This is a genomic window from Micromonospora chalcea (genome assembly GCF_028768405.1).
Lineage (GTDB): Bacteria > Actinomycetota > Actinomycetes > Mycobacteriales > Micromonosporaceae > Micromonospora > Micromonospora chalcea.
Genome location: NZ_CP118233.1, coordinates 3,108,123 through 3,121,481 on the forward strand (window position 1 = coordinate 3,108,123; position 13,359 = coordinate 3,121,481).

At 74.0% G+C, this 13,359-nt stretch carries 11 protein-coding genes; 3 read left to right on the forward strand and 8 right to left on the reverse strand.

The annotated features are described in order from the left end of the window. Positions 1 to 69: 69 nt before the first annotated feature. Positions 70 to 3,093 (reverse strand): bifunctional [glutamine synthetase] adenylyltransferase/[glutamine synthetase]-adenylyl-L-tyrosine phosphorylase, encoded by a 3,024-nt coding sequence (locus PVK74_RS13255; RefSeq protein WP_274479134.1) that lies wholly within the window; start codon positions 3,091 to 3,093, stop codon positions 70 to 72. Between the two features lie 2 nt (positions 3,094 to 3,095). Beyond that, positions 3,096 to 3,863, reverse strand: coding sequence for a type 1 glutamine amidotransferase (locus PVK74_RS13260; protein ID WP_030504183.1), 768 nt, complete (start codon positions 3,861 to 3,863; stop codon positions 3,096 to 3,098). Between the two features lie 113 nt (positions 3,864 to 3,976). Between PVK74_RS13260 and PVK74_RS13265 the strand changes: the two genes are divergently transcribed. Next, entirely contained in the window at positions 3,977 to 4,852 is an 876-nt protein-coding gene (locus PVK74_RS13265; RefSeq protein ID WP_386956800.1) for a S66 peptidase family protein, read from the forward strand. A 90-nt stretch (positions 4,853 to 4,942) separates the two neighbouring features. Here the strand turns inward: PVK74_RS13265 and PVK74_RS13270 are convergent, their stop codons facing one another. Next, a complete protein-coding gene (locus PVK74_RS13270) occupies positions 4,943 to 5,839 on the reverse strand; it encodes a Vgb family protein (RefSeq protein WP_166456632.1) in 897 nt (298 codons plus the stop codon). A gap of 181 nt (positions 5,840 to 6,020) precedes the next feature. Between PVK74_RS13270 and PVK74_RS13275 the strand changes: the two genes are divergently transcribed. Beyond that, entirely contained in the window at positions 6,021 to 6,512 is a 492-nt protein-coding gene (locus PVK74_RS13275) for a hypothetical protein (protein ID WP_274479135.1), read from the forward strand. Between the two features lie 171 nt (positions 6,513 to 6,683). Here PVK74_RS13275 and PVK74_RS13280 read toward each other — a convergent pair whose 3' ends face one another. The 5 genes from PVK74_RS13280 to glnA all read right to left on the reverse strand — a co-directional run bounded on the left by PVK74_RS13280 (position 6,684) and on the right by glnA (position 11,336). Next, positions 6,684 to 8,042: a M28 family peptidase gene (locus PVK74_RS13280; protein WP_043329296.1), complete on the reverse strand. Its 1,359-nt coding sequence runs from the start codon at positions 8,040 to 8,042 to the stop codon at positions 6,684 to 6,686. 251 nt (positions 8,043 to 8,293) lie between these two features. After that, on the reverse strand, positions 8,294 to 8,659 hold the full coding sequence (locus tag PVK74_RS13285; protein WP_064448280.1) for a VOC family protein: 366 nt from the start codon (positions 8,657 to 8,659) through the stop codon (positions 8,294 to 8,296). Positions 8,660 to 8,756: 97 nt separating this feature from the next. Then, positions 8,757 to 9,449: a helix-turn-helix transcriptional regulator gene (locus PVK74_RS13290; protein WP_166456635.1), complete on the reverse strand. Its 693-nt coding sequence runs from the start codon at positions 9,447 to 9,449 to the stop codon at positions 8,757 to 8,759. Positions 9,450 to 9,481: 32 nt separating this feature from the next. Continuing rightward, the gene (locus tag PVK74_RS13295) at positions 9,482 to 9,907 is read right to left on the reverse strand and encodes a DUF350 domain-containing protein (protein ID WP_043329290.1); all 426 of its coding nucleotides are present in this window, start codon (positions 9,905 to 9,907) and stop codon (positions 9,482 to 9,484) included. 79 nt (positions 9,908 to 9,986) lie between these two features. Then, on the reverse strand, positions 9,987 to 11,336 hold the full coding sequence (gene glnA, locus PVK74_RS13300) for a type I glutamate--ammonia ligase (RefSeq protein ID WP_036344036.1): 1,350 nt from the start codon (positions 11,334 to 11,336) through the stop codon (positions 9,987 to 9,989). Positions 11,337 to 11,542: 206 nt separating this feature from the next. On the opposite strand from glnA, the gene PVK74_RS13305 reads away from it, so the two are divergent. Continuing rightward, positions 11,543 to 13,303 (forward strand): NAD+ synthase, encoded by a 1,761-nt coding sequence (locus PVK74_RS13305; RefSeq protein ID WP_113972569.1) that lies wholly within the window; start codon positions 11,543 to 11,545, stop codon positions 13,301 to 13,303. Positions 13,304 to 13,359 lie beyond the last annotated feature (56 nt).

Sequence of the window (13,359 nt, forward strand, 5' to 3'; positions counted from 1 at the left end):
GGCCGACGTGAACAAGGCCGAGGGCCGGGCAGGCGCCGCCTAACCAAGAGGCGTGGGCGGGCGCAGGGCCTAGAGGGGGGACTCCAGGATGCGCTGGACGACCGTGCGGGAGTGGCGGCCCGTTCGCAGGTACTCGTCGAGGAACTCGCCCTGGTCCTCGCGCCCCAGCAGCCGCACCACCCCGGCCAGCTCCACCCCGTGCCGGGGCAACTGGTCCCCCGCCCGGCCGCGTACCAGCATCAGCGCGTCGCGCACCTCGGCGGCGAGCGTCCAGCCGGCGGCCAGCTCGGCGGCGTCGGTGGCGTCGAGCAGGCCGGCGTCGCGGGCGGCGGTCAGGGCGTCGAGCGTACGGGTGCCGCGCAGCTCGGGTATCCGGCCGGCGTACCGGAGCTGAAGCAGCTGCACGGCCCACTCGACGTCGGCGAGCCCGCCCCGGCCCAGCTTGGTGTGGGTGGCCGGGTCGGCGCCCCGGGGCAGCCGCTCGGTTTCCACCCGCGCCTTGATCCGGCGGATCTCGATGACCTGCTCGCGGGTCAGCCCGTCGGCCGGGTAGCGCACCGGCTCGATCATCGCCTCGAACTCGGCGCCCAGGTCGGCGTCGCCGCAGACGAACCGGGCCCGCAGCAGCGCCTGCGCCTCCCACACCCGCGACCAGCGCGCGTAGTACTGCGCGTACGCGGCGAGGCTGCGTACCAGCGGGCCCTGCCGGCCCTCGGGGCGCAGGTCGGCGTCCACACCGAGCGGCGGGTCGGGGGCGGGCGCGGACAGCAGCCGGCGCAACTCCTCGGCGATGGCCTGCGCCGCCGCGCTCGCGGTGCTCTCGTCCACGCCGGGCGGCGGGTCGTAGACGAACAGCACGTCGGCGTCGGAGAGGTAGTTGGACTCGTACCCCCCGAGCCGGCCCATGCCGATCACCGCGAAGCGCAGGCCGGGCGGTCCGGGGTGGACGGTACGGGCGGCGCGCAGCGCGGCGGCCAGCGTGGCGTCGGTGACGTGGGACAGCGCGGTACCCACCGCCGTCACGTCGACCACCGTGGGCCGCCGCTCGCCGCCGCCGACCGGGCGCGGGGTGAGCGGCGCGAGTGAGCCGGCGCGGCTGAGCACGTCGGCGGCGGCGATGCGGACCAGTTCCCGGCGGCGCAGCGCACGGACCGCCCGGATCGCCTCGACCGGGTCGTCGTGCCGGGCAGCGGCCGCGGCGAACCCGTCGACGAGCGTCTCGCGCGGGCGCGGGGTCAGTTCGCTGTCCTCGGCGAGCAGCCGCAGCGCCTCCGGCTCGCGGGACAGCATGTCGGCCGCGTACCGGGACGAGGAGAGCACCCGGGCCAGGCGGCGCGCCACCGGGCCGGAGTCGCGCAGCAGGCGCAGGTACCACGGGGTGCTGCCGAGCTTGTCGGACACCTGCCGGTAGTTGAGCAGACCTCGGTCCGGCTCGGGGGCGTCGGCGAACTCGTCGAGCAGCACCGGCAGCAGCGTGCGCTGGATCGCGGCGGTACGGCTGACGCCGCCGGTGAGCGCCTGCAGGTGCCGCAGCGCGCCGGCCGGGTCGGCAAAGCCGAGCACCTCCAGCCGGTGCCGGGCCGCCTCGGGCGTGAGCCGCAGCCCTTCGGCCGGGACCCGGGCCACGGATTCCAGCAGCGGCCGGTAGAGCAGTTTGGCGTGCAGCCGGCGTACCTCGGCGGCGTGGGTGACCCACTCGGCGCGGAACTCCTCGACGGCGCTGCGGCCCGGCGTGGCCGCGTAGCCGAGCGCGGCGGCGAGCCAGCGCAGCGCGGCCGGTTCGGTCGGCACGGTGTGGGTGCGGCGCAGGGCCTGGAGCTGGAGCCGGTGCTCGACGGCGCGCAGGAAGCGGTAGCCGCGCAGCAGCGCCTCCCCGTCGGCGCGGCCCACGTAGCCGCCGGCCACGAGCGCGCGCAGCGCCGGCACGGTGCCCGGCACCCGCAGCGACTCGTCGCCCCGGCCGTGCACGAGCTGGAGCAGCTGGACGGCGAACTCGATGTCGCGCAGCCCGCCCGGACCGCGCTTGATCTCGCGTTCCAGCTCCTTCGGCGGCACGTTGTCGAGGATCTTGCGGCGCATGGACCGGACGTCCTCGACCGCCTCGGGGCGTTCGGCGGCGGTCCAGACGAGCGGGGCTAGCGCCTCGATCCACTCCCGGGCCAGTTCCAGGTCACCGGCGGCCGGGCGGGCCTTGAGCAGCGCCTGGAACTCCCAGGTGCGGGCCCAGCGCTTGTAGTACGCGAGGTGGCTGGCGAGCGTGCGGACCAGCGGGCCCCGGTTGCCCTCGGGACGCAGCGCCGCGTCGACCGGCCAGGCCACCAGCCCGCAGATCTGGATCAGCCGGGTGGCGATCTGGGTGGCGGCGGGCAGGTCGTCGTCGGTGGCGGAGACGAAGATGACGTCGACGTCGGAGACGTAGTTCAGCTCGTCGCCACCGCACTTGCCCATCGCCACCACGGCCAGGCGAGGGCGCGGCGTGCCCTCGGGCAGCTCGTCGGCGGCGATGTCGTAGGCGGCGGCCAGCGTGGCGTCGGCCAGCCCGGACAGCGCCGCCATGGTCTGCTCCAGGCCGCGCCCGCCGGTCAGGTCGGCCGCCGCGATCCGCAACAGCGCGAGACGGTACGCCTGCCGCAGCAGCGGGACCGCGCCGGTCATGGTGGTGAGCCGGGCGGCCACGCTCAGGTCGAGCCGCCCGTCCGCGGTGGGGGCGAGCCCGTCCGGCTCGGTGGCCAGCACCGCCCACTGCCCCGGGTTGGCGACCAGGTGGTCGCCGAGCGCGGAGGAGGCGCCGAGCACCGCGATCAGGCGGCGGCGCAGCCCGGGGTCGGCGGCCAGCGCGTCGCGTACGGCCACCTCGTCGCCGGAGCGCCGCTCGGACTCGACCAGCCGGTGCAGCTGACGCAGCGCCAGGTCCGGGTCGGCGGCGCGGGACAGCGCGGCGAGCAGTTCGGCGGCGCGTTCGTCGGCCGGCTCCTGCGTCTGGGGCCGCCACAGGTCGAGCCCGTCCGGGCCGAGCAGGTCGGCGGCGCGCGTAGCGCCGTCCCCCTCGGCGAATCCGTAGCGGGCCAGGCGCCCGCGGGCCGGCCGGGTCACCGTCAGGCCCCGAGCAGCGGCAGGCTGCGGCGCGGGTTGTCGTCGCCCAGTTCGCCGAGCGCGAGCGCGGCGAACCGGATCGCGAACGGCTGCCACGCCTCCTCGACGTCGGCCATCACCCGGTCGCAGGCGGCCACCACCAGCTCCGGGTCGTAGTCCAGCTCGGCCAGCACCGCCGAGTCGCGGGACCACTCGGCGATCATCGCGGTGTCGCACTCGATGTGGAACTGCAGGCCCCAGGCCCGGTCGCCGAGGCGGAACGCCTGGTGCGGGTAGCGGGTGGACGCGGCCAGCAGCGTCGCGCCGTGCGGCAGCTCGGTGATCTCGTCGGCGTGCCACTGGAGCACGTCGGGCATCAGCGGCACGTACCGGAACAGCGGATCGTCCTCGGCGGCGTCGCGCCGGCCCACCAGGGCCGGGCCGATCTCCGGCCCGGACGGGCTGCGCTCGACCAGGCCGGCGTGCGCGGTGGCGAGCAGTTGCGCGCCGAGGCAGATCGCGAGCGTGGGCACCCGCTGGCGGACCGCCTTGCGCAGCAGCCCCTCCAGCGCCGGGAACCAGGGCGCGCCGGGGGCGCCGTCGGACCCCGGGTACGCCTGCTGGTCGCCGCCGAGCACCACCAGCGCGGCGTATCCCTCCAGGTCGGCGGGGAGCGCGTCACCGGCGTGCGGACGCAGCACGCGCAGCTCCAGGCCCCCTTCGGTGAGCCACTCCCCCAGGCGGCGGAGGTCGTCGGTCGGGTCGTTCTCGATCACCAGCGCGGTCGCCACGACGTCGAGGCTAACCGGTGCGGCCGACAGGGCACGGTCCGGCAGGCCCTAGGCTCGCGATCGTGCCCGACGACTGCCTGCGCCCACCGGCCCTGCGTCCCGGCGACGCGGTGATGCTGGTGTCCCCGTCCGGACCGACCCGTCCCGAGCGGGTGGCCCGTGGCATCGAACTGCTCACCGGCTGGGGGCTGCGTCCGGTGCCCGCGCCGAACGCGTACGCCCGGCGCGGTTACCTGGCCGGCGACGACGCGCTGCGGGCCGCGGACCTGAACGCGGCGTTCGCCGACCCGGAGATCCGTGGGGTGATCTGCACGCGGGGCGGCTACGGCGCGCAGCGGGTGGTGGACCTGATCGACATGGCGGCGGTACGCCGGGACCCGAAGGTGGTGGCCGGGTTCTCCGACATCACCGCGTTGCAGTTCGCGCTCTGGCGGGGCGCCCGCCTGGCCGGGGTGCACGGGCCGGGGGCGGCGTGGCGGGACGAGCGCACGCCGCTGCGCTCGGCGGAGTCGCTGCACGCCGCGCTGACCAGCGCCGAGCCGGTGACGGTGGCGGCGGTCGAGGCGGAGGAGACGTACCCGGTGCGGGTGCCCGGCCGGGCCGAGGGCCGGCTGATCGGCGGCAACCTGTGCCTGATCACCGCGTCGATCGGCACGCCGGACATGCCGGACCTGACCGGTGCGATCCTGCTGGTCGAGGAGGTGCAGGAGCCGCCGTACAAGATCGACCGGATGCTCACCCACCTGCGTCGCTGCGGCGCGCTGGACGGGATCGCCGGGGTGGCGGTGGGCCAGTTCACCGAGTGCGCGGACGGCTGGGACACCACTGTCGTGGACGTGCTCACCGACCGCCTGGGCGACCTGGGCGTGCCGGTGCTCGGCGGCCTGCCCGTCGGCCACGGCCCCGCCCAGCTCACCGTCCCGGTGAACACCCCCGCGGTCCTGGACGCCACCACAGGCACCCTGACGGTAACCTCCGCCGTCCGCTGAAGCCGAGGCCGAGGCCCGGCCCCGCCCCGGCCCCGGCGATCATGAAGTTAGCGGCAGTTCAGAGATCCACAACTGCCGCCAACCTCATGATCAACGCGGCGCGGGCGGGGTGAGGTGGGCTACCGCGCCGATCTCCAGGGCTGCCCAGACCGTGCCGTCGGGGGTGACCGTGAGGCCATGGGGCTCCGACGCGGGGGTGGGCAGATCGTGGGCGGTGATGTGGCCGTCGGGGTCGAGGTGGGCGATGCGGTTGGCGCCCCACTCGGTGAACCAGCAGCCGCCGGCCGGGTCGGCGACGATCGCGTGCGGGCGTGCCGCGCGGTCCGGCAGCGGGAACTCGTCGATCCGCCCGTCCGGCGTGATCCGGCCGACCTGCCCGGCGGCGATCTCGACGAACCAGAGCGCGCCGTCGACACCCCGGGTGATGCCGACCGGCCCGGCCGCCTCGGTGGGCAGCGGATGCAGCGTCACCGATCCGTCCAGGTCGATCCGGGCGATCGCGTTCGCCTGGTTGAGCGTGAGCCAGAGCGCGTCGTCCGGGCCGGCCGCGAGCATCGACGGGAAGCCCTTCTCCACCGGCAGCGGGACGGACGTCACCTCCCCGTCGACGCTCACCCGGCCGACCGTGTCGTCGTTCATGCCGGCGTACCAGAGCGCGCCGTCCGGGCCCACCGCCAGCCCGCACGGGCCGCAGCCGGGCGGCAGCGCCACCGAGCCGGTCTCGCCGTCGACGGTGATCCGGCCGAGCCGGTCGTCGCCCGAGCGGGTGTACCAGAGCGCGCCGTCGGGGCCGCCGACGATGATCAGCGGGCGGCTGCCGGGTGGGTCGTCGCGGTAGGTCCGCACCTCACCGTCGGGGCCGAGCCGGGCGACGCCGCCGGAGCCGGCCAGCGCCAGCCAGAGCGCGCCGTCGGACCCGACCGTGATCGAGTACGGGCCGGAGCCCGGCCCGGTGAGCGGGATCTCGCGGATGGCAGGCTGTGTCATGGCGTGGCCTTTCGTCGGGTTTCGCCCAGCCTCGCGGGCGCTCCGGCACACCTGCAACACGAATAAAACGGGCCTTCCGGACGGGATTGCCAGCCTGCTGACAGGTTCGCCACGGGTTGCCCTCAGTTCCGGGGCTCACTGTCGGTGACGTCATCGCACCACCACCGAACAGGAGAATCGCATGATCCGCACGATGTCGAAGAAGCACCTGCTGGCCGGCCTGGCCGCTGCCGGCGTGCTCGGCGTCGGGATCGCCGCCCCGACGGTGGCGCTCGCCGACGACAAGAACCCGAAGCCGTCCTCGAGCGCCAGCAGCACCGACCAGGGTGACGAACGCCGCCAGAAGCACGCCGACCGGCAGGCCGAGTTCGCCGAGGCGCTCGCCAAGGAGCTGGGCGTGTCGACCGACAAGGTCACCGCGGCGCTGGAGAAGCTGCACGAGCAGCGGCAGGGCGACCGCCCGGAGCGGCCGGAGCGGCCGTCGACCGAGGACCGGCAGGCGGCGCTGAAGGAGCGCCTGGACCAGGCCGTCACCGACGGCAAGCTCACCCAGGAGCAGGCCGACGCGGTGCTCAAGGCCACCGAGGCGGGCGTGTTCCCGGGTGGCCCCGGCCACGACGGCAAGGGCGGCCCGCACGGCGAGCGCGGCAAGGACGGCCCGGACGGCAAGTGACCGCACGGCCACGCCGTTTCCCGCCGGCCGGCCCTCCTCGTGACCGGCGCCGGCGAGGCCACCGCCTGACACCAGGCGGGCGGGACAGAGGCGCCGCACCGGGGCTCCCCGGTGCGGCGCCGGTCGCCGTCCCCGTGACACCGCGGCCGGCGGCACGGGGACGGCAGTAAATCAGCGAGCTGTCGCGTACGCGGCGCAGCCGATGAGTTCGAGGGAGACCTGGAGTCGCTCGAGGCTGATGTTCTTGGCGATGGTGTCCTCCGGGGTGTGGTATGGCGGCTCCAGCAGCGCCGGGCTCGTCTCACCCCGCCATGAGAAGTTGGCGCTGGCGATGCCGACCTCCTGGAAGGACTGGTGGTCGCTGGAGCCGCGCTGCGTCACCGGCGACATCCGCGGGTCGTAGCCGAGGCGTACACCGGCGGCGGCCACCTCGTCGGTGGCCCGGTTGGACTGGCCGGTGAAGGACAGCAGCCAGTAGAGGGTGGCCGGGTCCCAGCTCGTGGCGACCATGTCGTTCTGGTACACCGCCAGGAAGCGGTCCCGCTCGGCCTGCGGGAGCTGCCGGACGTGGTGACGCGAGCCGAGCAGGCCCTGCTCCTCCGAGCCCCACAGCGCGAACCGCAGGGTGGCGTCAACCGGGATCGCCTTCATCACCCGGGCCAGTTCGAGGCAGAGCACCGTGCCGGAACCGTCGTCGTTGGCGCCGGGGGCGCCGATGACAGTGTCGTAGTGGGCGCTGACCATGACGACCGGCCCGTTCGCGCCGGACCGCCCGACCCGCTCCGCGATGACGTTGTGGGACGTCAGGTTGCGGTGCGCGACGGTGGAGATCGTGAGCGTGAGCCGCCCGGCCGCGAGCAGGGCACGCAGCCGCTCCTTCTGCGCCTGCGCGACGCCGACCACCGGGATCGGCACCGGCGTGCCCGCCGAGCCCGGCAGGGTCGGCGAGAACGCGCTGCTGCGCCGGGGCGGCACCCCGTCGGCGGCGAGGAACACCACGGCGGCCGCGCCGCGCGCCACAGCGGTGGCGACCAACTGCTCGCGCCGGGCGGCCACGTAGTCGACGAGCACGATCTGGCCGGTGACGCTCGCCGGGTAGTTCTCTTCAGCACCCGCGCCCACGTCCACCACGTCACCCTGGACTGTGGTGTCCAGCGCGGCCTGCGGGGAGGCGCCGGCCTGCCAGTTCAGGTCGGTGGGCAGCCCGGCCGGCGAGGCGAGCTGGGCGAGGAACTTGTCCGCCACCGCGAACGGCTCCAGCCGAACCTGGTAGCCGAGGCGGTCGAGCTGCTTGGCGATGTAGTCGGCGGCACGCCGCTCCGAGGCGGTCCCGCCGATACGCGGCCCGATCTCCTCGCTGAGGACGCGCAGGTGCGCCAGCGCCCGCTCGGCCGAGACCTGGGCGATGATCTTGCGATCGTCCGACGTGAGCGCCGGCTTCCGGCTCGATCCGGGGCGCTTGTCGTCGGCCGCCCAGGCCGGCGCGGGCAGGGCCACGGTGGCGGCGCCACCGAGAGCGATGGTCAGCATGCGGCGTCGGTTCACAGTGGATCCGGTGATGTCCGTGGCGGGGGAAGAGGGGTGGCCGTCGTTGGTCATACGCTTCTCCTGACTGTGCGAGCCGGCCGGTGTTGGCCGTCCGACTCGGAGGATCTTGAACATAACCCGAGGTAGGGGGCGCATCCAAGATCCTCTCCGGCGATCACCGGACCCGACATCGACCGGTCTCTCGCCCGCCGTCGCTCCACCGTGGCCGGCCGCCACGGGTGGACGGACCGGGGTCAGCCGCCGGCCGGCGGGGTGAAGACGCCGAGCAGATTGCCCGACGGGTCGCGCAACAGAGCCCGCACCAGACCGGCCGGCGTGGTCACCGGCCCCGTCACCACGACGCCGCCGGTCGCCTCGGCCCGGCGGCAGATCTCCGCGACGTCCGCCACCTCGGCGTAGAAGATCGCGTAGTTGCCGGCGTCGGTGCCCCGGATCGCGCCGCCGATCCCCCGCTCACCGCCGGCGGTCGTCTGCCGGTACGACCCGGCCGGGCCGCCCTGCTCCTCGAAACTCCAGCCGAACAGGTCGGCGTAGAACCGCTGCGCCTCGTCCGGGCGGTCGGAGCTGATCTCGAACCAGGTCACGGGCGTGCTGGACATGCTTCCTCCTGAGGTTCGCGCCAGCGGTCGGCCGACGTCGTCAGGAATCAGCGTGGTGCCGGGACACGACAGCGTCCTGTCGGTGTTTCCACAGGGATCAGACCAGCGTGAGCGGGCGCACCCGGTCGACCGGCACATCGAGGTCGTCAGCACACCACTCCCGGGTCACCGGCTCGGCGAGCGGGCGCACCGAGCGGATCCGGTCGGTGCGGAAGCAGCGCACACCGTCGCGCAGCCGGCACCAGGCGACCAGATACCAGTGCACCGAGTTGCCCAGGTAGGCCAGCGGCTCCACGTCGCGTACCGAGTCGGCGCCGTCGCGGTCGGCGTACCGCAGGCGCAGCACCCGCCCGGCGGCGACCGCGTCGGCGACGACGGCCGGGACGGGCGTGCCCGGCCCGTCGCCGACCAGGTGCACCCGGCCGGCGAGCCGGTGCGCCTCGGCCACCGCGGCCGGTGGCATCACCGCGACCAGCTTGCGCAGCGCGGCGCCGGCCGCCGCGGCGAACGGGGAGCCGCCGAGCCGGTGCAGCGCGACGGCCATCGCCACGGCCTCGGCCGCCGTCAGGTTGACCGGCGGGAGCGTGCGCGCCCGGTCGACGACGTAGCCGCCGGTGCGGCCCGGCTCGGCCCAGATCGGCACGCCCGCGCCCTGCAACGCGGAGATGTCCCGCTCGACGGTGCGGGTGCTGACCTCGAAGCGGCGGGCCAGCCAGCTCGCGCTGCGCGGGCGCGGCGACACCGCCCGCAGCTCCTCGACCAGGGCGTAGAGGCGATCGGTGCGGTTCACCCCCGGACGCTAACCCGGGGGTACGACACCGCTCAGGCGATGCAGGCGCAGACGATCAGCGCGGCGCCGAAGTGGGTGGCGGCGCTGACTTTGGCGGCCGGGTGCGGCTCCTCGGCGGCGATCACGTCGCCCAGCCGGCCCGGGGTGAGCAGGTCCAGCACCAGGAACGCCAGCGCCATCACCAGCAGGCCGACCAGCCCGAAGACCACAGTGGAGGCGAGCCCCTTGGTGAACGAGCTGTAGCTGGTCAGCACGGCGGTGAAGACGATGCCGGCGATGCCGAGCTGGTTCGCGGCGAGCAGCAGCGCGGCGTTGCCGTTGCGGCGTACCCAGATCAGCTCCCGCAGCTTGCCCGGGGTGAGCACATCCACGAGCAGGAATCCGGCGGCCATCAGCGCCACCCCGACGATCCCGAACACGATGCTCTGCCACGCCCCGTCGAGCAGGTCTCCCAGCACCCAACGCCTCCCCGGCTCACCCGCCCGGCCAGGTGCCGGGACGGTGCCGCAGACGATAGCGGCACCGCGCCAGGATGATCTAGAGAGACAGGTAGCGCTGCCGCTCGTACGGGGTGACCTCGCGGCGGTACTGCTCCCACTCGGCCCGCTTGTTGCGCAGGAAGAAGTCGAAGACGTGCTCGCCGAGCACCTCGGCGACCAGTTCGGAGCCGGCCATCACGTCGATCGCCTCGGCCAGGTTCTCCGGCAGCGCCTCGTAGCCCATGGCGCGGCGCTCCGCGCTGCTCAGCGACCAGACGTCGTCCTCGGCGCCCGGCGGCAGCTCGTACCCCTCCTCGATGCCCTTGAGGCCGGCGCCGAGCATCACCGCGAACGCCAGGTAGGGATTGGTCGCGGAGTCCAGCGAGCGGACCTCGACCCGGGCCGAGTTCGGCTTGCCGTACGCGGGCACCCGCACCAGCGCGGACCGGTTCAGGTGACCCCAGCAGACGTACGCGGGGCTCTCGGTGATCCGGTCCGGCAGCGCCTGCGGGAACAGCCGCTTGTACGAGTTGACCCACTGGTTCGTCACCGCGGTGTACTCCCGCGCGTGGGTGAGCAGCCCGGCGATGAACGACTTGGCGACCTTCGACAGCTTCATCGGGTCACCGGCGTCGTGGAACGCGTTGCGCTCCCCCTCGAACAGCGACAGGTGGGTGTGCATGCCGTTGCCGGGCTGGTCGGTGAACGGCTTCGGCATGAAGCTGGCCTGCACGCCGGTGGAGAGCGCGACCTCCTTCACCACGTGCCGGAAGGTCATGATGTTGTCGGCGGTGGTGAGCGCGTCGGCGTAGCGCAGGTCGATCTCCTGCTGGCCGGGGGCGACCTCGTGGTGGCTGTACTCCACCGAGATGCCGATCCGCTCCAGCGCCAGCACCGCCTGGCGGCGGAAGTCCCGCGCCACGGCGTGCGTGGTGTGCTCGAAGTAGCCGCCGGTGTCCACCGGGATCGGCACCGAGCCGTCCTGCGGGCCGTTCTCCAGCAGGAAGAACTCGATCTCCGGGTGGGTGTAGAACGTGAAGCCCTTGTCAGCGGCGCGGGAGAGCATGCGGCGCAGCACGTGCCTCGGGTCGGCCCAGGACGGGCTGCCGTCGGGCAGCGAGATGTCGCAGAACATCCGGGCGCTCTCGCCGCTGACGCCGCCCTCGAACGGGAAGACCTGGAACGTCGTCGGGTCCGGCATGGCGACCATGTCCGACTCGAAGACCCGGGCGAAGCCCTCGATCGCGGAGCCGTCGAAACCGATGCCCTCGTCGAAGGCCGCCTCCAGCTCCGCCGGGGCCACCGAGACGCTCTTGAGCGTGCCGAGCACATCGGTGAACCACAGCCGGACGAAACGGATGTCCCGCTCTTCCAGCGTACGGAGGACGAACTCCTGCTGACGGTCCACTTCCACCCCTCGTTACACGTACGTCCGCACCGGCGCCGGGCCGGCTCGGCCTGACCGCCCAGTCTCCACCGGGCTCGTTACGCCGACGTTACGCCCTCCCCGGCCGGCCGTCCCGCCGTGTCCGCCGCGCTGGGACGCGCGGGCCGGCACGCCTGTCTGCCCCAACCGGTCGGATTCGGCCGGGAGGGCTGGGGGAAGATGAGGACATGCCCACCCTGCGTCTCGCCCTGTGCCAGGTCAACCCGACGGTAGGCGACCTCACCGGCAACGCCGGCCTGGTCCGCGAGTGGACCCGCCAGGCGGCCGGCTCCGGCGCCCAGCTCGTCCTGTTCCCCGAGCTGATGCTGACCGGCTACCCGGTCGAGGACCTGGTCTTCCGCCGCTCGTTCGTGGCCGCGTCCCGGGCCGCGCTGCACCGGCTCGCCGCCGACCTCGCCGCCGACGGCCACGGCGACCTGCCGGTCCTGGTCGGCTACCTGGACGCCGACGGCCCGCCGCAGGTCAGCTCCGACGCGGAGCCGGGCAGGGGCGCCCGCAACGCGGCGGCGCTGCTGCACCGGGGCGAGGTCGTCGCCACCTACTTCAAGCACCACCTGCCCAACTACGGCGTGTTCGACGAGGACCGCTACTTCGTCCCCGGTGACATGCTCACCGTGGTGCGCGTCGGCGGGGTGGACGTGGCGCTGACCATCTGCGAGGACCTGTGGCAGGCCGGTGGGCCGTTCGCGGCGGCGCGGCAGGCCGGCGTCGGGCTGGTGCTGAGCATCAACGGCTCGCCGTACGAGCTGAACAAGGACGACGTGCGGCTGCCGCTGGTGCGCCGGCGCGCCGCCGAGGCCGGGGCCGCGATCGCGTACGTGAACATGGTCGGCGGCCAGGACGAACTGGTCTACGACGGCGACTCGATGATCGTCGCCGCGGACGGCACGCTGCTGGCCCGGGCGCCGCAGTTCGTCGAGCACCTGCTGGTGCACGACCTGGAGCTGCCGGCGGCGGCCGGGACGCCCGGCGAGGCCGGTGGGCTCAGTGACGGCATGCGGGTGGTCCGCGGCGAGGTGGCGACGATCCCGGCCACGCCGCCCGGACCGGCTGCGGACGGCGGGATCATCGAGCCGGTCGCCGACGAGGCCGAGGTGTGGCACGCGCTGGTGCTGGGCCTGCGCGACTACGTCGACAAGAACCGCTTCCCGTCGGTGGTGCTCGGCCTGTCCGGCGGCATCGACTCGGCGGTGGCGGCGGCCATCGCTGTGGACGCGGTCGGCCCGGAGCGGGTCGTCGGCGTCTCGATGCCCAGTCAGCACTCCTCCGAGCACTCCCGCACCGACGCGGAGGACCTGGCCAAGCGCACCGGCCTGGACTACCGGGTCGAGCCGATCCAGCCGATGGTGGACACGTTCCTGGCGAACATGTCGCTGTCCGGGGTGGCGGTGGAGAACCTCCAGGCCCGGGTACGCGGCGTGATCCTCATGGCGCTGTCGAACCAGGAGGGCCACCTGGTGCTCACCACCGGCAACAAGAGTGAGCTGGCGGTGGGCTACTCGACGTTGTACGGCGACTCGGTGGGCGGCTACAACCCGGTCAAGGACGTCTGGAAGACGCTGGTGTGGCGGCTGGCGAAGTGGCGCAACGCCGACGCGGCGCGCCGCGGGCAGACGCCGCCGATCCCGGAGAACTCGATCGGCAAGCCGCCGTCGGCCGAGCTGAGCCCCGGCCAGCTCGACAGCGACACGCTGCCCGACTACGACGTGCTCGACCCGATCCTGATCGGCTACGTCGACGGCGACCTGGGCCGCGACGGCCTGGTCGAGTCCGGCCACGACCCGGCCGTGGTGGACAAGGTGCTGCGGATGGTGGATACCGCCGAGTACAAGCGGCGGCAGTCCGCGCCCGGCACCAAGATCTCCATGAAGGCGTTCGGGCGGGACCGGCGGCTGCCGATCACCAACCGGTGGCGCGAGGACGGCTGACCGCTCCCCGGCCGGGGAGTGACATCCTCCACTCCGATCTGCCCGCGGGCCGTCGC

Coding starts and splice junctions, on each gene's coding strand:
- PVK74_RS13265 (WP_386956800.1), top strand. CDS start 3,977: ATGCTGGTGTCCCCGTCCGGACCGACCCGTCCCGAGCGGGTGGCCCGT.
- PVK74_RS13270 (WP_166456632.1), bottom strand. CDS start 5,839: ATGACACAGCCTGCCATCCGCGAGATCCCGCTCACCGGGCCGGGCTCC.
- PVK74_RS13275 (WP_274479135.1), top strand. CDS start 6,021: ATGATCCGCACGATGTCGAAGAAGCACCTGCTGGCCGGCCTGGCCGCT.
- PVK74_RS13280 (WP_043329296.1), bottom strand. CDS start 8,042: ATGCTGACCATCGCTCTCGGTGGCGCCGCCACCGTGGCCCTGCCCGCG.
- PVK74_RS13285 (WP_064448280.1), bottom strand. CDS start 8,659: ATGTCCAGCACGCCCGTGACCTGGTTCGAGATCAGCTCCGACCGCCCG.
- PVK74_RS13305 (WP_113972569.1), top strand. CDS start 11,543: ATGCCCACCCTGCGTCTCGCCCTGTGCCAGGTCAACCCGACGGTAGGC.